General features: G+C 70.4%; 18 protein-coding genes. 3 read left to right on the top strand and 15 right to left on the bottom strand.

Annotated elements, in window-relative coordinates; genetic code table 11:
* The first annotated feature begins 64 nt into the window (after positions 1-64).
* On the top strand, positions 65-2,584 hold the full coding sequence (locus WFI00_RS04215; RefSeq protein WP_336630722.1) for an MMPL family transporter: 2,520 nt from the start codon (positions 65-67) through the stop codon (positions 2,582-2,584).
* Positions 2,585-2,606: 22 nt separating this feature from the next.
* On the opposite strand, the gene WFI00_RS04210 is transcribed toward WFI00_RS04215, so the two are convergent.
* The 4 genes from WFI00_RS04210 to WFI00_RS04195 all read right to left on the bottom strand — a co-directional run bounded on the left by WFI00_RS04210 (position 2,607) and on the right by WFI00_RS04195 (position 7,490).
* Positions 2,607-4,286 (bottom strand): glycoside hydrolase family 13 protein, encoded by a 1,680-nt coding sequence (locus tag WFI00_RS04210; protein WP_336630721.1) that lies wholly within the window; start codon positions 4,284-4,286, stop codon positions 2,607-2,609.
* Between the two features lie 74 nt (positions 4,287-4,360).
* Positions 4,361-5,269: a carbohydrate ABC transporter permease gene (locus WFI00_RS04205; RefSeq protein ID WP_336630720.1), complete on the bottom strand. Its 909-nt coding sequence runs from the start codon at positions 5,267-5,269 to the stop codon at positions 4,361-4,363.
* On the bottom strand, positions 5,269-6,177 hold the full coding sequence (locus WFI00_RS04200; protein WP_336630719.1) for a carbohydrate ABC transporter permease: 909 nt from the start codon (positions 6,175-6,177) through the stop codon (positions 5,269-5,271). The genes WFI00_RS04205 and WFI00_RS04200 overlap by 1 nt, the downstream gene beginning before the upstream one ends.
* Positions 6,174-7,490 (bottom strand): ABC transporter substrate-binding protein, encoded by a 1,317-nt coding sequence (locus WFI00_RS04195; protein WP_336642274.1) that lies wholly within the window; start codon positions 7,488-7,490, stop codon positions 6,174-6,176. The genes WFI00_RS04200 and WFI00_RS04195 overlap by 4 nt, the downstream gene beginning before the upstream one ends.
* Positions 7,491-7,599: 109 nt before the next feature.
* Between WFI00_RS04195 and WFI00_RS04190 the strand changes: the two genes are divergently transcribed.
* Positions 7,600-8,823, top strand: a complete 1,224-nt coding sequence (locus WFI00_RS04190) for an ROK family protein (protein WP_336630717.1) — start codon at positions 7,600-7,602, stop codon at positions 8,821-8,823.
* Here WFI00_RS04190 and WFI00_RS04185 read toward each other — a convergent pair.
* From WFI00_RS04185 to WFI00_RS04150, 8 genes are all read right to left on the bottom strand, one after another.
* Positions 8,796-9,962: a DUF998 domain-containing protein gene (locus tag WFI00_RS04185; RefSeq protein ID WP_336630716.1), complete on the bottom strand. Its 1,167-nt coding sequence runs from the start codon at positions 9,960-9,962 to the stop codon at positions 8,796-8,798. The genes WFI00_RS04190 and WFI00_RS04185 overlap by 28 nt on opposite strands.
* 105 nt (positions 9,963-10,067) lie before the next feature.
* Entirely contained in the window at positions 10,068-10,625 is a 558-nt protein-coding gene (gene rplQ, locus WFI00_RS04180) for a 50S ribosomal protein L17 (protein WP_336630715.1), read from the bottom strand.
* A 47-nt stretch (positions 10,626-10,672) separates the two neighbouring features.
* Positions 10,673-11,662, bottom strand: a complete 990-nt coding sequence (locus WFI00_RS04175; RefSeq protein WP_204962818.1) for a DNA-directed RNA polymerase subunit alpha — start codon at positions 11,660-11,662, stop codon at positions 10,673-10,675.
* A gap of 129 nt (positions 11,663-11,791) precedes the next feature.
* Complete coding sequence (gene rpsK / locus WFI00_RS04170) at positions 11,792-12,190, bottom strand: 30S ribosomal protein S11 (RefSeq protein WP_204962817.1); 399 nt, start codon at positions 12,188-12,190, stop codon at positions 11,792-11,794.
* A 30-nt stretch (positions 12,191-12,220) separates the two neighbouring features.
* On the bottom strand, positions 12,221-12,595 hold the full coding sequence (gene rpsM, locus WFI00_RS04165; protein WP_045249906.1) for a 30S ribosomal protein S13: 375 nt from the start codon (positions 12,593-12,595) through the stop codon (positions 12,221-12,223).
* 163 nt (positions 12,596-12,758) lie between these two features.
* Positions 12,759-12,875, bottom strand: coding sequence for a 50S ribosomal protein L36 (rpmJ, locus tag WFI00_RS04160; protein ID WP_005050492.1), 117 nt, complete (start codon positions 12,873-12,875; stop codon positions 12,759-12,761).
* A 76-nt stretch (positions 12,876-12,951) separates the two neighbouring features.
* Entirely contained in the window at positions 12,952-13,173 is a 222-nt protein-coding gene (gene infA, locus WFI00_RS04155) for a translation initiation factor IF-1 (RefSeq protein WP_028496510.1), read from the bottom strand.
* A 157-nt stretch (positions 13,174-13,330) separates the two neighbouring features.
* A complete protein-coding gene (locus WFI00_RS04150; RefSeq protein ID WP_336630714.1) occupies positions 13,331-14,017 on the bottom strand; it encodes a DsbA family protein in 687 nt (228 codons plus the stop codon).
* A gap of 275 nt (positions 14,018-14,292) precedes the next feature.
* On the opposite strand from WFI00_RS04150, the gene WFI00_RS04145 reads away from it, so the two are divergent.
* On the top strand, positions 14,293-15,249 hold the full coding sequence (locus WFI00_RS04145) for a hypothetical protein (RefSeq protein ID WP_336630713.1): 957 nt from the start codon (positions 14,293-14,295) through the stop codon (positions 15,247-15,249).
* Between the two features lie 138 nt (positions 15,250-15,387).
* Here WFI00_RS04145 and map read toward each other — a convergent pair whose 3' ends face one another.
* The 3 genes from map to secY are packed head-to-tail and all read right to left on the bottom strand — an operon-like array spanning position 15,388 to position 18,198.
* Entirely contained in the window at positions 15,388-16,233 is an 846-nt protein-coding gene (gene map / locus WFI00_RS04140) for a type I methionyl aminopeptidase (RefSeq protein ID WP_336630712.1), read from the bottom strand.
* Between the two features lie 16 nt (positions 16,234-16,249).
* Positions 16,250-16,873, bottom strand: a complete 624-nt coding sequence (locus WFI00_RS04135) for an adenylate kinase (RefSeq protein WP_336630711.1) — start codon at positions 16,871-16,873, stop codon at positions 16,250-16,252.
* Entirely contained in the window at positions 16,870-18,198 is a 1,329-nt protein-coding gene (gene secY, locus WFI00_RS04130) for a preprotein translocase subunit SecY (protein WP_336630710.1), read from the bottom strand. The genes WFI00_RS04135 and secY overlap by 4 nt, the downstream gene beginning before the upstream one ends.
* Positions 18,199-18,223: the final 25 nt, after the last annotated feature.

The raw sequence follows: 18,223 nt of genomic DNA, 5'->3' as shown, positions 1-18,223 counted from the left end.
TCTTATCCGAGCTGTCGACGACGAGGCGCTCCCCGTCGGCGCGCTCGCGCGAGTGAGGAGAGTCATGGCCGAGCTGCTGCACCGCTGGGGGACATTCGCCGCCCGACGCGCCTGGACGGTGATCGTCGGATGGGTGGTCGTCCTCGCCGTCGCCGTGGGCGGATTCCTGGCCGGCTTCGGCGGGCTGGTGTCGAGCTTCGACATCCCCGGCACCGCCTCGGGCGCGGTCATCGAGGAGCTCCAGCAGAAGCTGCCGAACTTCAGCGGCGCCTCCGGGACCGTCGTGTTCCACACGACGGACGGCGCGGCCCTCACCGACGAGCAGCGCAGCGAGATCGCCGCCCTCGCGGCCTCCGCCCGGAGCCTGCCGGACGTGTCCGACGTCATCGACCCCTTCCAGACCGAGGCGCAGCTCGCCCAGCAGCGCACCCAGGTCGAGGACGGCCGCACGAAGATCGCCGCCGCCCGGGAACAGCTGGACGCCGGGCAGAGCCAGCTCGACGCCGGGGCCGCCCAGCTCCAGGCGGCGCAGCAGCAGCTCGACGCCGGCCGCGCGCAGGCGCAGGCCGCCGGGTTCCCGACCGACCAGCTCGACGCGCAGCAGGCGCAGCTCGACGCGCAGCGCGCCGCGCTCGACGCGCAGCAGACCAAGCTCACCGAGGGGCGCGCCACCCTCGAGACGCAGCAGACGCAGCTCGACGAGGGCGCCGAGCTCCTCTCCTACGCGGATGCCATCCGCGTCGTCTCCGCGGACGGATCGACCGCGATCGTCAACGTGCAGTTCACGGTGCCGCGCCTGGAGCTCGCCGACAGCTCGAAGAAGGCCGTCGTCGCGCACTTCGAGGACTCGCCGGTCGCCGGCACCGAGGTCGCGTTCTCGACGGAGATCTCGCAGGGCGTACCGCAGATCCTCGGCGTCGGCGAGGCGGTCGGCGTCGCCCTGGCCGCGGTCGTCCTGGTCGTCGTGCTCGGCTCGCTCCTCGCCGCGGCCTTCCCCATCGTCACCGCCCTGCTCGGCGTCGCGATCGGCGCGATGGGGCTGCTGTCCTTCTCGGGGATCGTGCAGATGGCCTCCGTCACCCCGATCCTCGGCGTCATGCTCGGCCTCGCCGTCGGCATCGACTACTCGCTGTTCATCCTCTACCGGCACCGCAAGCAGCTCCTCGCCGGCGGCGACGTCGTCGAGTCGATCGGCCTCGCCAACGGCACCGCCGGCAACGCGGTCGTGTTCGCGGGAACGACCGTGATCGTGGCCCTGCTGGCCCTCAACGTCACGGGCATCCCCTTCCTCGGGCTCATGGGCACGGCGGGCGCCGTCAGCGTGGCGATCGCCGTCCTCATCGCGATCACCCTGACGCCCGCCCTCCTCGGCCTCGCGGGGACCCGCATCCTGAGCCGGCGCGCCCGGGCGCGTGCGGAGGCCGCGGCCGCGTCCGACGAGGTCGCGCCGGCAGCCACCGCCGGAGTACGCCCGATGTCCACCGTGCGCGCCGTGCTGACCGCGGTGGTCGCGATCGCGGCGCTGCTCGTGATCGCCATCCCGTCGCTGTCGATGCGACTGGGCCTTCCGGACGGCGGCTCCGAGGCGGAGGACTCGACAGGCTACCGCGCGTACACCCTGACCCAGCAGGCGTTCGGCGAAGGCGTCAACGGCCCGCTGCTGGTGACCGCGACGCTCCCCGAGGGACTCGACGACGACGGCGTGCGCGCGGCGCAGCTCTCCGTCGCGCGGGAGCTCGCGGCCCAGAACGACGTGGTCGCCGTGGCACCGGTCGCCGTGTCGGACGACCACCGCCTCGCGGCGTTCCAGGTCGTGCCCGCCGAGGGCCCGAACAGCGTCTCGACCGAGGCCCTCGTGCGGGACCTGCGGGCCCTCCCCCCGGTCGACGGCGACATGACGCTCGGCGTCGCGGGCCAGGCCGCCATCAACATCGACATCTCGGAGGGGCTCGCGAACGTCCTGCCGCTCTACCTCGTGGTCGTGGTCGGGCTCTCCTTCCTCATCATGGTGATGGTCTTCCGCTCGCTCCTCGTGCCGCTCGTGGCGACGGGCGGGTTCGTCCTGTCGCTGTTCGCCACCTACGGCGCGGTGACCGCGGTGTTCCAGTGGGGATGGCTGGGCGGACTGTTCGGCGTCCACAACCCCGGTCCGATCCTGAGCTTCCTGCCGGTCATCCTCGTCGGCATCCTCTTCGGCCTCGCGATGGACTACCAGCTCTTCCTCGCGACCGGGATGCGCGAGGCATGGGCGCACGGCGCGCCGGCCCGGCTCGCCGTCGCCCAGGGCTTCCGCGCCGGGCGGACGGTCGTCATCGCGGCCGCGCTCATCATGGTCGCCGTCTTCTCGGGATTCATCACGTCGGAGTCGGTCATCATCAAGTCGATGGGTCTCGGCCTCGCGCTCGGCGTGCTCTTCGACGCCTTCGTCGTGCGGATGCTGCTCATGCCCGCGATCATGCACCTGCTGGGCCGCTCGGCGTGGTGGCTGCCCCGCTGGCTCGACCGGATCGTGCCGAACGTCGACGTCGAGGGGTCGGCGCTCGAGCGGCGACACCCCGTGCACCACGCGGCGCACGGGGTGTGAGGACGGCCCCGTCCGGACGGGGTCAGTCCATCCGCAGCCAGACGGTCGTCTCGCCGGCGACGACGGCGGGATCGTCCTGCGGCGAGCTGGAGAGCACGACCGTCCCCGCCGGGGTCGGGTAGGGCTCCCGGCCGAAGACGGTGACCACGTGCCAGCCGCCGGGGCGCACGACGTGCAGCACGTCGGCACGTCCCGTCTCGATCCACTCCAGGCGTTCCGCACCCTGCAGCCCGGCGCGCAGCGCCAGGGCACGCCGGTACAGCCACAGCGTGGAGTCGGGATCGTCCTCCTCCACCTCGACCGCGACCTCGGCGAACCAGTCCGGCTGCGGCAGGTGCGCTCCCCCGTCGCCGAACCCGAAGGACGGCCCCGACGCCGACCACGGCAGCGGCACGCGGCACCCGTCGCGACCGAACTGCTCGCGGTTCGTCCGCAGGAACGTGGGATCCTGACGCTCGTCCGCGGGGATCTCGGCGACCTCGTGGAGACCGAGCTCCTCCCCCTGGTAGAGGTAGGCCGATCCGGGCAGGCCGAGCAGGAAGAGGCTCGCCGCGCGGGCGCGACGCACGCCCCCCGCCCGGTCGATGGCGGACTCGGGCGCGCCGGATTCCAGCCAGCCTCCGCCGTGGCGGTTCGGCACCGCGCCGGCGACCTCCTCGACGCGGGGCAGGGCATACCTCGTGGCGTGGCGGAAGACGTCGTGGTTGGAGAGCACCCACGTGCTCGACGACCCCGACCGGGCGGCGAGCGCGATGTTGTCGGTGACGATCTCACGGAACTGAGCCGCGTCGAAGTCGGCCCGCAGCAGGTCGAAGTTGAACGACTGTCCGAGGCTCTCCGGGCTCGCGTACTTCGGCACCCGGTCCGAGGCGACCCAGGCCTCCGCGACCGCCGTGCGCGGCGGGTCGTAGGAGTCGAACACGCGCCGCCACTCGGCGTAGATCTCGTGGACGTCGTCGCGGTCGAGGAGGGGGTGACTTCCGTCCACGGGGAGCACGGCGAGTTCCGCGGCGGACGGGAGCGGCTCGGTGAGGTCCTTCGTGAGCATGTGGGCGACGTCGATGCGGAACCCGTCGACGCCGCGGTCGGACCAGAAGCGGAGGGTGCGCAGGAAGTCCGCGCGCACGTCGGGGTTGCTCCAGTTCAGGTCGGGCTGCTCGGTCGCGAAGCTGTGCAGGTACCACTGCCCGTCCGCCACGCGCTCCCACGTCGAGCCGCCGAAGGCGGCGACCCAGTCGGTCGGCGGCTCGGCGCCGTCCGGCCCCGAGCCCTCGCGGAAGATGTACCGGTCGCGCTCCGCCGAGCCGCGGCCCGCCGCCAGGGCCTCCTGGAACCACGCGTGCAGGTCCGACGTGTGGTTGGGGACGATGTCGATGACGATCCGGATGCCCCGCGCGTGCAGCGCCGCGATGAGGGCGTCCATGTCGGCGAGCGTCCCCAGTCGCGGGTCGACGTCGCGGTAGTCGGCGACGTCGTAGCCGCCGTCGGCGAGCGCCGACGGGTAGAACGGGCTCAGCCACACCGCGTCGACGCCGAGCTCGGCGAGGTAGTCGACACGCGACAGGATGCCCGGGATGTCGCCGATCCCGTCTCCGTCACCGTCCGCGAAGCTGCGCGGATAGATCTGATAGACGACGGCCTGGCGCCACCAGGCGGCGGACGTGTCGGTCGTGCGGGTCTCGGTGGCCGGGAACGGGGACATCGACGGGTTTCTCCTGTGTGTGGTGTCGTGTGCGGGGTGTCGTGGCGATCGGTGCGTTCGGTGGGCGGGTCGGGTCAGCCCTTGACGGCGCCCTGGGTGACGCCCTCCATGACCCAGCGCTGCGTGAACAGGTACACCACGATCGCGGGCGCCATCGCCATGAGGTACGAGGCGAAGGACACGTTGTAGTTGTTGCTGAACTGCGTCTGGAAGAGGTTCTGCCGCACCGGGAGGGTCTGCAGGGCCGGGTCCGAGATGATCAACGAGGGCATCATGAAGTCGTTCCAGGCGTAGAGGAACGCGAAGATGCCGACCGTCGCGCTCATCGGGGCCAGGAGCGGGAAGATGAGGCGCCAGAAGGTCTGCCACGTCGTCGCGCCGTCGATGCGGGCACTCTCCTCGAGCTCGAGCGGGATCGAGCGCAGGAACGCGGTGAACAGCAGCACGCTGAAGCTCAGCTGGAACATCGTGGCGAGGATGACGACGCCGAACGGGTTGTCCAGCCCCACGCGACCGGTCAGCTGGATCTGCGGCAGCGCCACGACCGGGAAGGGGATGAACATCGCCGCGAGCAGGTAGAAGAACGAGTAGCGGAACAGGCGCCGGTCCCAGTTGCGGACGATCGCGTACGACGCGAACGCGGCGAGCACGATGGTCAGGACGACGGTGCCCGCCGTGACGAGGAACGAGATCGTCACGCCGACGGGGAACTTCGTCAGGTTCCACGCCTGGACGAACCCGTCGAGGCTGAACGGCGCCGGCAGCGAGAAGGCGTTCCCGTCGACGGCCTGGCCGGTGGTCTTGAACGCCATCGACAGCGTCACGTACAGCGGCAGGAGCACGGTGACGGCGCACAGGATCAGGATGATCGTCGTCGACCACGAGATGCGCTCCATGCCGGGGCGCGCCGTGCGGCGCGTGCGGGACGATCGGGGGACGGCGACCTCGGACGCCTCGAAGGCGAGGGCGGGCTGGCTGGACATCAGAACTGGTTCCTTCCACGCGTCAGCGAGAGCTGAACAAGGGAGATGACGACGGCGACGATGAAGAAGAGGGTCGCGTTGGCCATCTGGTAGGCGTAGTCGCCGCCGTTGAAGCCCGCGATGATCGTCATCGCGATGCTGCGGGTGGCCGTTCCGGGGCCCCCGTTGGTGAGGCCCACGATGATGTCGTAGGCGTTGAGGAAGTTCTTGAAGCCGAGGATCACGTTGATGACGACGTAGCCGGCCACCAGCGGGACGGTGATCCGCAGCAGCTGCTGGGTCTTCGACGCGCCGTCCAGGTCCGCGGCCTCGTAGACGTCGCCGGGCACCGAGAGCAGGCCCGCGATGTAGATGAGCAGGGTGCCGGGGATCGCCTGCCAGGCGGTGACGATCACGATCGCGACCCAGGCGAGGTCGGGATTCGCGAGCAGACTCGACTCGAGTCCGGGCAGGCCGAGGGCGGCGCCCGCGGCGGGCAGCGAGTTGGAGAACAGGAAGTTGAAGACGTAGGCGATGATGATGCCGGAGATCACCATCGGGATGACGAAGATCGCCCGCAGACCCGTCTTGAAGCGGATGCGCGCCGTGAGCCCCACCGCCAGCAGGAACGCCACGACGTTGACGACGATCACGGTGGCGATCGAGAAGCCGAACGTGAACAGGTAGCTCTGCAGCACCGCCGGGTCGCTGAAGAGGGCGATGTAGTTCGTGAGACCGATGAAGTTCCAGTCGCCGATCCCGATCGAGTCGGTGAAGCTGAAGAAGATGCCGATCACCCCGGGCACGGTGATCGCCAGCGTGAACAGCACGAGGCTCGGCAGCAGGAACAGGTAGTAGATCGGCTCCACGCGGCGACGACTGCGGGGTGCGGTCGCCTTCCCGTTCGTGACGATCGTCGAGGTGGTCATCGTCCGGACTCCTTCGTCTGGCTGGCGTCGGGTTGGCCGCTCGCGGCCTGGCGGAAGGCGATCCGCTCCCAGTCCTGGTCCATCGTGCGGAGGATGTCGCCCGGCTTCGCTCCGAACACCATCGCCTGCGCGTAGTTGAAGACCGGGATCGTCTTGGGCACGAGGACGGACGGCCCCTGGTAGACCTTGCCCTCGTCGTAGTACGGGATCATTCCGGCGATGCGCGGATCGTCCGGCGGCGCGGCATCCGTGGTCGGGGTGAAGCCGAGCTGCGAGGCGTTGTACGCCTCGATGTGCTCGGGCTGGTAGAGGTACTCGAGGAAGTCGCGGGCGGCCTCCTGGTGGTGCGAGCCCTCGGGGATCATCGCGGCGAGGTCCATGTTGACGCGCACCGCGAGGTCGCCCGGGTCGTCGGTCATGGGCAGCGGGAAGGTCCCCAGCGCCAGATCGGGCGACGTCTTGGCGATCTCGCTGAACGCCCACGGACCCTGCAGGTACATCGCCGCCTTCCCCTGTGCGAAGGCGAGGTTGCCGTCCCGGTAGCCCCGGCTGTCGGCGTCCTCGTTCGTGTAGGCGCTCGCGAGCTGCAGCATCTTGTCCATCGGCTCGGCGAAGTCCGTCGAGAACGACACCGGCGCGTCCGGGCCGGAATCGGCCCCCTGCGCGCGGAGGTCGTCGAAGAAGCGCACGACGTCCATCGAGCCGCCGACGGAGTAGTCGTACCACCCCTGGCCGATCGTCCAGTCGTCCTTGAAGGTGGCGTAGAACGGGGTGACGCCGTTCGCCTTCAGCGTGTCGCACACGGCGATCAGCTCGTCCCAGGTCGTCGGGACGTCCAGCCCGTACTGGGCGAAGAGATCCTTGTTGTAGATCACCGATGCGGCCATGACGGAGTAGGGCAGGGCGCTGATGCGTCCCGGGCAGGCGCCGTACTGGTCCATCAACGGCTGGAGGTCCTCGCGCGTGCTCGCCGCCGCCTCGGTGCCCGCGAGGTCGGTGAGTGCGCAGCGCTCGACGAACCGCGCGACCTCGAAGTTGTAGTTCGCGAGCATGATGTCGGGGGGATTTCCCCGCACGAAGCTCGCCGAGACGACATCGACGCCCGACGTGTCCATCTGGACCGTCACCCGGTCCTGAGAGGCGTTGTAGTCGGCGACGAGCTGATTCATGAAATCGAGCGCCTCGCGCTTGCTGAAGGTGAAGCGGATCGTCTCACGGCCGTCGGCGGAGCAGCCGGCCAGCAGTGCAGCTGCCACACCCGCGGCGGCGGCGACCGCGATCCATCGTCGTGCGCGACGTGTACGTTCAGACACCCTCGTCCTCCTGATTCTGATTCGACTCCGAGTAGATTTACTCGCCGAATCAATGTTCTTCCGGCAGTATGGCACCGGGAGAAGGAGGACGTCAACCACCATGTCGACGATGATCGGGGCCACGGCCACGACGAGCCTGGCGGGCGCCGCGCGACCCGCGAGCCTCGACGCCGTCCTGGCCTATGCGTGGGACGTCGACGCGTTCACGGCGACGGACGCCATCGAGGCGACCGGGCTCACCCGCTCCACGGCGATCGAGACGACCGAGGAGCTGATCGCGCGCGGACTGCTGCGAGAGCTGCCGAACGCACGGGCGGTCGGCGATTACCGCAAGGGCAGGCCGGCCCGGCGGTTCTGCCTGCGTGAGGACGCGGCCGTCCTCGTCGGGGTCGACGCCGGCAGCGAGCTGATCACCGTCCGTGTCACCGACCTGCGCTCGCGCGAGCTCACGACCCGCCGAGTCGACGTCGATCCCGCGCTCGGCGGGGACGCGGACGTCGATCCCGCCGAGCGCCGCGCCGTCATCGTGGCCGCCGTGCGCTCGACGCTCACCGCCGTCGGCTGCACGGCGGCCGACGTCCTCGCCCTCGCCGTCGGGGTTCCCGCCCCCGTCAACAAGGACGGGGTGTCACCCCGCCATCCGACCGGCTTCTGGCAGCGCACGAACCCGGGTCTGATCCATGCCTTCGACGGCATACCTCTGGTCAGAGTGCACAACGACGCCTCTCTCGCGGCGATCGCGGAGGGCAGCGTGGGCGCCGCCGTCGGCTGCCGCGACTACGTGACGCTCCTCGCCGGAGTGCGGATGGGCGCCGGCGTGGTGATCGACGGGCGCCTGCTGCACGGCGCGCACGGCGGCGTGGGCGAGATGGTGGCGTTCGACCACGTCGAGGGGGTCGCCTCGGCGGACGGGCTCGGCGCACGCCTGTCGACGTGGGCCGCCGAGCTCGTCGCGACGGGCGGTGCCGCCCCGGGGAGTGCCCTCGCGGCGGTGCCCTCCGATCGGCTCGATGCCGCCGCGGTCCTGACGCTCGCCGCCGACGGGGATGCGGACGCACGCGCCCTGACCGCCCGCGCGGGCGCCACCCTGGGGCGGGTGGTGAGCGTTCTGGGGAGCATGTTCGACCCGCGGCGCATCATCCTGTCCGGACCCCTGTCCCGCGGCGCCGAGATCGTCGTGGACGCCGCGCGCGCGGCCCTGCCGACCGACCTGGACCTCCCCGCGCCGGCGCTGGTCGCCTCGGACCTCGGCGATGACGTGGTGGTCATCGGGGCGGTCGCCGCCGCCTCCGCCCTCGCCCGCGATCACGCGCTGGACGTACGACCCGCCTGATCGGCGCCTCGGACCCCGGGCGCGTCGGCTGCGTCGGGGTGGGCGCGGAGGCTGGAGTCCGCGTACGCCCGCGCCCCCCGGACGAACACGACGAGCCACGCGAAGAGCAGCCCCGCGATGACGAACTCCGCGCCGGTGAGGTTGTAGTACCCGATCGGCACCCACAGGGCGACCGCCACCAGGATGCCCGTCACGGCCACGACCGAGAAGGCCGACACCTCGTGACTGATCCCCGGCACGAGCGCGGCGAGACACCCCACCAGCACGCCGAACAGAACGACCATGCCCGATGCCGCTCCCACGTGCACGGGGAAGGCGACCGCATCCGGGACGAGCCCGGCCACCATCAGGCACAGCCCGATCCCGGCGAGCAGCCACGCGAACACGCGCGCGCGGGATGCGCCGCTCGCGACGCGCGGACGCAGCCCGGTCTCCAGGTCGTGGGCGACGAAGTTCGCGAGCACGGTCACCACGGCACCCGTGGTGATGAGCGCGAGGTTGAACTGGTACCCGGCGTACCCCGACTCGTTCCCGAGCCGGGAGAAGTGGAACTGCCACCACTCCGCGTCCGGCGAGCTGACCATGCTGGCCAGCGTGCCGAGGAACAGGACGAGGGTCGCGAGCGTGGCGATCCCGCTCGAGGTGACGCGCGCGCCGAAGACGGATGCCGCGTAGGCCATGACCCCGCACGCCGCACCCGCGAGCGCGCCGGCGCCGAACGGGTCGATCGTCAGTCCGCGGAACCCGAGCTGGAACAGCTCCGCGACGGCGATCACGAGCAGCGCCGCGAGCATCATCATCGCCGCGCACAGGCTCGCGAGGTCGGCCGCCCGCTTCGGCCACGGCAGGGCTCGGCGCCACAGGAGGTGCCCCTCACGGCGCTCCAGGACGAACGACGTGGCGAACGCCGACGCCGCGGCGAGGGCGGCGAGTAGGGCCGCGAGGCTGCCGACCGACAGCGGGCCGCCCAGCGGCAGGCGCGCGCCGCCCATGGCCACGGCGGCGACGATCGCGCCGACGACCGCCGAGGCCAGCGCCCAGCGCGTCGCGAGCGCCTCGACGCGCGGGGAGAGCCCGGTCAGCGGGGGTCGCGAGGGAGGGCCGCCCGCCGCGATGAGAGGCGGCTTCGACCTGTTCACACCTCGGAGCCTACTGCGCGCCCGCAGCGTCGGCCGGGGGCGCCGACGTGAGAAGACCCGCACCCCCGGAGGGGAGCGGGCCTTCTCAGGTCATGCGGGAGCGCCTTACTCGGACTTCTCCTCCGCGGGCGCCTCGACGGCGTCCGCAGCGGCGGCCTCGGCGGCCTCGCCCTCGGCCTGCGACTCGGCACCGGCCTCGGCGGCGGTCTCGTCGACGGCGGGAGCCTCCTCGGCGGCCGGAGCCTCCTCGGCGACGGGAGCGGCCGCGGCGGCCGTCTTCTTCGCCGACTTCGGCTTCGGGTTCACCGGCTCGAGGACGAGCTCGATGACGGCCATGGGGGCGTTGTCGCCCTTGCGGTTGCCGATCTTCGTGATGCGGGTGTAGCCGCCCTCGCGCTCGGCGACGAGCGGCGCGATCTCGGCGAACAGCACGTGCGTCGCGTCCTTGTTGCCGATGACCGACAGCACCCGGCGACGGGCGTGCAGGTCGCCGCGCTTGGCGAAGGTGACCAGGCGCTCGGCGAGCGGACGCAGGCGCTTGGCCTTGGTCTCGGTCGTCGTGATCGACTTGTGCGTGAACAGCGCCGCGGCGAGGTTCGCAAGCAGCAGGCGCTCGTGGGCGGGGCCGCCTCCGAGGCGGGGACCCTTGGTGGGCTTGGGCATGTCAGTTACTCCAGGTGGAAAGTGTCACAGAACCGGTCGGGCGCCGGTCAGATGGTCTCGTCGTCGTAGCCGCCGTAGAAGTGCGCGCCGTCGAACCCGGGGACCGAGTCCTTCAGCGACAGGCCGAGCGAGACGAGCTTGTCGCGCACCTCGTCGACCGACTTCTGACCGAAGTTGCGGATGTTCATGAGCTGCGTCTCCGAGAGGGCGACCAGCTCGGACACCGTGTTGATGCCCTCGCGCTTCAGGCAGTTGTACGAACGGACCGACAGATCGAGGTCCTCGATCGGCATCGACAGCTCGTTCGTGAGCACCTCGGCGACCGGCGCGGGGCCGATCTCGATGCCCTCGGCCTCGACGTTCAGCTCGCGGGCGAGGCCGAACAGCTCGGTGAGCGTACGACCGGCCGACGCGACGGCGTCGCGGGGCGTGATCGAGGGCTTCGACTCGACGTCGAGCACCAGCTTGTCGAAGTCGGTGCGCTCACCGGCACGGGTCGCGTCGACGCGGTACGACACCTTCAGGACGGGCGAGTAGATCGAGTCGATCGGGATCTGGCCGGCCTCGGCGTACTCGTTGCGGTTCTGGGTCGCCGAGACGTAGCCGCGGCCGCGCTCGATCGTCAGCTCGAGCTCGAAGCGGGCCGAGTCGTTGAGCGTGGCGATGACCAGCTCGGGGTTGTGCACCTCGACACCGGCGGGAGCGGAGATGTCGGCGGCGGTGACCTCACCGGCGCCGGTCTTGCGCAGGTACGCCGTGATGGGCTCGTCGCGCTCCGAGGAGACGACCAGCTGCTTGATGTTGAGGATGATCTCGGTGACATCCTCCTTCACGCCCGGGATGGTGCTGAACTCGTGCAGCACGCCGTCGATGCGGATGCTGGTGACCGCGGCACCGGGGATCGACGAGAGCAGGCTGCGACGCAGCGCGTTGCCGATCGTGTACCCGAAACCGGGCTCCAGGGGCTCGATGACGAACCGGCTGCGGAACTCGCCGATCTTCTCCTCGGTCAGAGTGGGACGCTGTGCGATGAGCACTATGTGTTCCTTTCCGTCACGTGCCCGCTATATGACACGTGCGATTGCAAGAGGTATGGAGTTGTGTGGAAGAACGCCGGATGCCGGATGCCCCGCCCGACGTGCGGGCGGAGGCATCCGGCTCCAGGATCAGACGCGGCGGCGCTTCGGCGGACGGCAGCCGTTGTGGGCCTGCGGCGTCACGTCGTTGATCGAGCCGACCTCGAGGCCGGCGGCCTGCAGCGAACGGATCGCGGTCTCGCGGCCCGAGCCCGGACCCTTCACGAAGACGTCGACCTTCTTGACGCCGTGCTCGGCGGCCTGGCGGGCGGCCGACTCGGCGGCCATGCCTGCGGCGTACGGGGTGGACTTGCGCGAGCCCTTGAAGCCCACGCCGCCCGACGACGCCCAGCTGATGACGGCGCCCGAGGGGTCCGTGATCGAGACGATCGTGTTGTTGAACGTCGACTTGATGTGGGCCTGGCCCAGCGCGATGTTCTTCTTCTCCTTGCGGCGCGGCTTGCGCGCAGCGGTCTTGGCCTGTGCCATGTTCAGGTTCTCCTAATCCCGGGCCGCGCCTTAGCGCGCCTTCTTCTTGCCGGCGACGGTGCGCTTGGGACCCTTGCGCGTGCGCGCGTTGGTCTTGGTGCGCTGGCCGCGCACGGGCAGGCCGCGGCGGTGACGGAGGCCTTCGTACGAGCCGATCTCGACCTTGCGGCGGATGTCGGCGGCGACCTCGCGGCGCAGGTCACCCTCCACCTTGTAGGTGCCTTCGATGTAGTCGCGCAGGGCGACGAGCTGGTCGTCGGAGAGGTCCTTGACGCGGATCGACTCGTCGATCTCGGTGGCCTTCAGGATCTCGACCGAACGGGTACGGCCGATGCCGTAGATGTAGGTGAGGGCGATCACCACGCGCTTGTCGCGCGGGATGTCGACGCCGGCAAGACGTGCCATGCGATGTCTCCTAGGAGTGAGTGGAGGTGTGGAGCAGGATCGGTGCCCGGGCCTCCACCCGGGGTGTCCCCCCTCTCGGGGTTCTGATCCTGCCTGTCTGTGTGTTCAGTTGTGGTGTTCTGTCGTGCGTCTGCGGGCGCGGATGCCGGGCATCCGCTCCTCGTCAGCCCTGGCGCTGCTTGTGGCGCGGGTTCGACTTGCAGATGACCATCACGCGGCCGTGGCGGCGGATCACCTTGCAGTGGTCGCAGATCGGCTTGACGGAGGGGTTGACCTTCATGATGTTTCCTTGCTCGCTGTCTTCGAGTCGGACGGAGGCCCGGGGGCGCCCGTCCGCTCGTTACTTCTCGACCGGCTCAGCGGTAGCGGTAGACGATGCGACCGCGCGTGAGGTCGTAGGGCGAGAGCTCCACGACGACGCGGTCCTCGGGGATGATGCGGATGTAGTTCTGCCGCATCTTGCCGGAGATCGTCGCGAGGACCTTGTGCCCGTTGGTCAGCTCGACGCGGAACATCGCGTTGGGCAGCGCCTCGGAGATCACACCCTCGATCTCGATTACTCCGTCTTTTTTCGCCATTCGCCTATCTCACGATGAGCAGACCGGTCGGTCTGCGGTGGTTGGATGGGATGCGGTGTCGAGACACGCCAGAGAAGGCGCAAGACACCAAAGATCTAGTGTACGTGATAGTGGGGCGTGCGGCAAACCCGAACGGTGTGCCGCACGCCCCCGCAGATCACTGGAAGAGCGAGGCGAACTGCCCCTTCGGCGGGATCGACTTGTTGTCGATCACGGTGCCGTTGACCGCGATGGTCGGCGTGCCGATGCTGCTGGCGCCCGGGGCGAGCGGCGTCTTCTCCGTCATCGAGGTGACGAACTTCTTGTACGTGCCCTCCGTGACGCAGGTGTCGATGCCCTCGACGCCGACGCTCGTGGCGATGTCGATCATCTGCTGGTCGGTGAGACCGGCCGACCCCTCCGCGGGCTGCTGGGCGAACATCGCCTGCATGAACGGCACGACGGCATCCGGGTCCTTCTCGGCGACGCAGTACATCGCGTTGGCCGCGCGGGTCGAGAACTGCGTGCCCTGCGACGCGCGGTCGAGGATCGAGATCGGGTGGATGTTGAGGGTGATGGTGCCGGCGTTGGCGAGGTCGAGGATCTCGCCGCCGTAGGTCTTCTCGAACGCGCCGCAGATGGGGCACATGAAGTCGATGTAGGTGTCGAGGGTCTGCGAGCCGTTGCCGACGACGATGGCGCCGGTCGACTGGTCGATGCCCGATCCGCTCGGCGCCGTCCCGGGGTCGGTCGCGCTGTTGTTCATCCACACCACCAGTGCGATCACGACCGCGACCACGGCGACGACCGCCACGCTCACCCAGATCGCGAACCAGTTGGTCTTTCCCGCTGCTGCCTGTGCCATGTGCTCTGCCTCTCTGTGGACACGGCCTCCGCCGCACCGCCTTCCATCCTCCCGCACCCGCCCTTTGCATTCCCCGTGAGCCCCGCTGCCCTGCGCGCCCTGCACCCCCCCGCCGCAAACATGGCGCAATCCGTCGCTCAGCAGCCCCGAGAACGTCGGAATGCGCCACGGATGTCGAGGCGCCCACGCCTGCACAGGGGGCGGATGCGGGTGACTGTCCACGGATTGGGGGGGTATCGGCGCGGCGGGGGCGGCACACACGGCATCCTCGGGGGATGACACGGCGGCCCGCCCCTCTCCCCGGGAAGCTCGGAGCGGCGTTCTCGGTCGGCGCGGCTCTCGACGCGGGCGCGACCGAGCGACGGCTTCGGGCCTCGGACCTCGGGGCCCCCTTCTGGGGCGTCCGCTCGCGCGCCTCCGTCGCGGAGGAGGCGGCCGAGCACGACGGACTGCAGGACCGGGATGCCCTCGCACACCGCGCCCTCGTCGACGCCTACGCCGAGCGGATGCCCGAGCACCGCTTCTTCACCGGCCTGTCGGCCCTCGTCGTCTGGTGCGGGATGCTGCCGGTGCCCGCGCACCGGGTCGAGGTCGGCACCCTGCTCCCCCATCGGGCTCCGCGCGGTGCCGGCGTGCGCGGGCGTCAGTTCGCGCCCCACCTGGTGTCGGTCCGCGCGCACGACGGCGTGCGGGTGAGCTCGCCCGCATCCACCTGGGTCGTGCTCGCCCCCGTGCTCCCCTTCCGAGATCTCGTCGCCGTCGGCGCGCTCCTGGTCACCCCTCCGCGCGGGCCCGGCGGTCGGCCGGCCGGTCCCCCGCTCGCCACCGTGGAGGAGCTGCGCGCGTCGACCGTCGCACCGCGGACCGGCGTCGCCGCCGCGCGGCGGGCCGTGGAGCTCGTCCGCCCCGGCGCGCGCAGCCGCACCGAGGTGCATCTGTGGCTCGCGCTCGTCCGCGCGGGGCTCCCGGAGCCGGTATTCGATCTGCCCGTCCGCGACGCGGCGGGGCACCTCATCGGCATCTTCGACCTCGCCTTCCCCGAGCGCCGCGTGCTGGCGGAGTACCAGGGCGACTACCACCGCCTGTCTCCGGATGCCTGGGCGCGCGACATCGCGAAGCGTCAGCGCGCGCGTGAGGCGGGCTACACCGTGGTCGAGATCACCCGTCGCGAGCTGTACCCCGACGCCTCCCTCGCCGTCGCGCGCGTCCGCGCCGCCCTCCGCACGCCTTGACTCCCCCGCCCGCGGGCATCCGCGCCACCATCCCCCGCGCAGATGTGTCAGCAACCGTCGGAATCACCCACGCGCAGCGACGGATTGCGCCACACTTCCGGGGCAGGCCGGCGCGCCACCCGGGGGCGAGCGCGCGGGCTACGCGACGGGAACGGGCGTCACGCCCCAGGGGGCGAGGGCGGCGGCGCCACCGTCGGCGGAGGTCAGCACCCAGATGCCGCCCTCGTGCACGGCGACGCTGTGCTCCCAGTGCGCCCCGTCGGAGCCGTCGACGGTCGTGACGGTCCAGTCGTCGTCCTCCACGAACGTGGCATCCGACCCCGCGGTCACCATCGGCTCGATCGCGAGGCACAGCCCCGGCCGCACCTCGGGCCCGAGATCGGAGACGCGGTAGTTGAAGACCGTGGGCCCCTCGTGCATCTTCCGCCCGATGCCGTGCCCGACGTAGTCGCGCAGGATGCCGTACTCGCCGCCGTCCTCGGCGGCGGCCCGCTCGATGAAGCCCTGCACCGCATCACCGACCTCGCCGACGCGGCGGGCAGAGGCCAGCGCCGCGATCCCCGCCCACAGCGACCCCTCGGTCACCTCGGACAGCCGCGTCCGCGCCGCGGCGACGGCCGGATCCCCGCCCGGGACGACCAGGGTGATCGCCGAGTCGCCGTTCCATCCCTCGTACTGCGCGCCCGCGTCGATCGAGACGATGTCGCCCGGCTCGAGCACCCGCTCGCCGGGGATGCCGTGCACGACCTGGTCGTTGACCGAGATGCACGTGGTGTGGCGGTAGCCGCGCACCAGCTGGAAGTTCGACTCGGCCCCGCGCGCCGTGATCACGGCGGACGCCGCGGCATCCAGCGCCGCCGTCGTCACGCCCGGCGCCACCAGCGCCCGCACCGCGTCGAGCGCCGCCGCCGTGATCGCGCCGGGCTCGACCATCGCCCGCAGCTGCGCCGGCGACTTGTACAGGGAACGCCGCAGCCCTCTCACGCCCGACCGCCCACGGTCAGGATGCGGCGGCGATCCCGCGCTCGGCGAGAGCGGCGAGGATGCGGTGGGTCACGGTGTCGAGCGAGCCGACGCCGTCGACGTCGGCGACGATCCCGTGGTCGCGGTAGACCTGCAGCAGCGGCGCGGTCTCGCGCTCGTAGATCTCCAGCCGGCGGGAGATGGCCTCGTCCGTGTCGTCCGAGCGACCCTCGAGCCGGGCACGCTCCGCGATGCGGCTGATGCTCACCTCGCGCGGCACGTCGAGCGCGATCACCGCGGTCAGCGCCTCGTCGCGGGGCGCCAGGAACCCGTCGAGGAGCCCGACCTGCGCGATGTTGCGGGGGAAGCCGTCGATGAGGAATCCCGCGCCCGTGTCGCCCTCGTTCAGGCGGTCGCGCAGCAGCGCGAACGTCAGCTCGTCGGAGACCAGGTCGCCCGCGTCGATGACGCTCTTGACCTGGGCGCCCAGCTCGGTCTGGTTCTTGATGTGCGAGCGGAACACGTCGCCGGTGGAGATCGCGGGGATGCCGAACGCCTCCGCGATGCGCGCACCCTGCGTCCCCTTGCCGGAGCCCTGGGGCCCGACGATCAGCAGACGCGGGGCGACCGGCGCGTCGTCGTGCGAAGCGGGATTCGTCATCTCAGGAGCCCTTCGTAGTGTCGCTGCTGCAGCTGCGCGTCGATCTGCTTGACCGTCTCGAGGCCGACGCCGACGATGATGAGGATCGAGGCGCCGCCGAACGGGAAGTTCTGGTTCGCGCTGACCGTGGCGAGCGCGATCAGCGGGAGCAGCGCGATCAGACCGAGATAGATCGCACCGGGCAGCGTGATGCGGGTGAGCACGTAGTCGAGGTACTCGGCGGTCGGACGGCCGGCACGGATGCCCGGGATGAAGCCGCCGTACTTCTTCATGTTGTCGGCGACCTCGACGGGGTTGAACGTGATGGCGACGTAGAAGTACGTGAACCCGACGATCAGCAGGAAGTACAGCAGCATGTACAGCGGGTGGTCGCCCTTGGTGAGGTAGGACTGGATCCAGGTCACCCAGCCGGGCACGTTCCCGTTGGCATCCGGCGTCTGGTTGAACTGCGCGACGAGCGCCGGGATGTACAGCAGCGACGAGGCGAAGATGACCGGCACGACGCCCGCCATGTTCACCTTGATCGGGATGTAGGTGTTGGTGCCGCCGAGCGTGCGCCGCCCGACCATCCGCTTGGCGTACTGCACGGGGATGCGTCGCTGCGACTGCTCGACGAAGACGACGAGCCCCATCACCACGATGCCGACGGCGAGGACGAGGAGGAAGACCTCGAAGCCGCGCGACTGCGCGATCGACCACATCGCGACCGGGAAGGTCGCCGCGATCGAGGTGAAGATCAGGATCGACATGCCGTTGCCCACGCCGCGCTCGGTGACGAGCTCGGCGAACCACATGATGAGGCCGGTGCCGGCGGTCAGCGTGATGATCATCAGCAGCTGCGCCCACCAGGCGTCGTTGGTCAGCAGGCTGTTGCAGGATGCGATCGAGGTGGTGCCGAAGAGCTGGCCGGAGCGGGCGACCGTGACGAGGGTCGTCGACTGGAGGAGCGCGAGCGCGATCGTCAGGTAGCGCGTGTACTGCGTCAGCTTGGCCTGGCCGGCCTGGCCCTCCTTGTAGAGGGTCTCGAAGTGCGGGATGACCACGCGCAGCAGCTGCACGATGATGGTCGCCGTGATGTACGGCATGACGCCGAGCGCGAAGATCGACAGCTGCAGCAGCGCGCCGCCGGAGAAGAGGTTCACGAGCGACAGCAGACCCTCGCTGGCCGACCCGGTCTCACGCAGACAGCTCTGGACGTTCGGATAGTTCACGAACGGCGTCGGGACGTGCGCACCGAGGCGGTAGATGGCGATGATGCCGAGGGTGAAGGCGATCTTCCTCCGGAGATCCGGAGTGCGGAAGACCCGCGCGATGGCGCTGAACAAAGGGATTTCCTCCAGTGGTCGGACG

Source organism: Microbacterium sp. MMO-56 (assembly GCF_037146215.1).
Lineage (GTDB): Bacteria > Actinomycetota > Actinomycetes > Actinomycetales > Microbacteriaceae > Microbacterium.
The sequence above is the reverse complement of the archived record's forward strand: the minus strand, read 5'-3'. Positions and strand labels throughout refer to the sequence as shown.

Coding starts and splice junctions, on each gene's coding strand:
- WFI00_RS04215 (WP_336630722.1), top strand. CDS start 65: ATGGCCGAGCTGCTGCACCGCTGGGGGACATTCGCCGCCCGACGCGCC.
- WFI00_RS04210 (WP_336630721.1), bottom strand. CDS start 4,286: ATGTCCCCGTTCCCGGCCACCGAGACCCGCACGACCGACACGTCCGCC.
- WFI00_RS04205 (WP_336630720.1), bottom strand. CDS start 5,269: ATGTCCAGCCAGCCCGCCCTCGCCTTCGAGGCGTCCGAGGTCGCCGTC.
- WFI00_RS04200 (WP_336630719.1), bottom strand. CDS start 6,177: ATGACCACCTCGACGATCGTCACGAACGGGAAGGCGACCGCACCCCGC.
- WFI00_RS04190 (WP_336630717.1), top strand. CDS start 7,600: ATGATCGGGGCCACGGCCACGACGAGCCTGGCGGGCGCCGCGCGACCC.
- rplQ (WP_336630715.1), bottom strand. CDS start 10,625: ATGCCCAAGCCCACCAAGGGTCCCCGCCTCGGAGGCGGCCCCGCCCAC.
- rpsK (WP_204962817.1), bottom strand. CDS start 12,190: ATGGCACAGGCCAAGACCGCTGCGCGCAAGCCGCGCCGCAAGGAGAAG.
- rpsM (WP_045249906.1), bottom strand. CDS start 12,595: ATGGCACGTCTTGCCGGCGTCGACATCCCGCGCGACAAGCGCGTGGTG.
- rpmJ (WP_005050492.1), bottom strand. CDS start 12,875: ATGAAGGTCAACCCCTCCGTCAAGCCGATCTGCGACCACTGCAAGGTG.
- infA (WP_028496510.1), bottom strand. CDS start 13,173: ATGGCGAAAAAAGACGGAGTAATCGAGATCGAGGGTGTGATCTCCGAG.
- WFI00_RS04150 (WP_336630714.1), bottom strand. CDS start 14,017: ATGGCACAGGCAGCAGCGGGAAAGACCAACTGGTTCGCGATCTGGGTG.
- WFI00_RS04145 (WP_336630713.1), top strand. CDS start 14,293: ATGACACGGCGGCCCGCCCCTCTCCCCGGGAAGCTCGGAGCGGCGTTC.
- WFI00_RS04135 (WP_336630711.1), bottom strand. CDS start 16,873: ATGACGAATCCCGCTTCGCACGACGACGCGCCGGTCGCCCCGCGTCTG.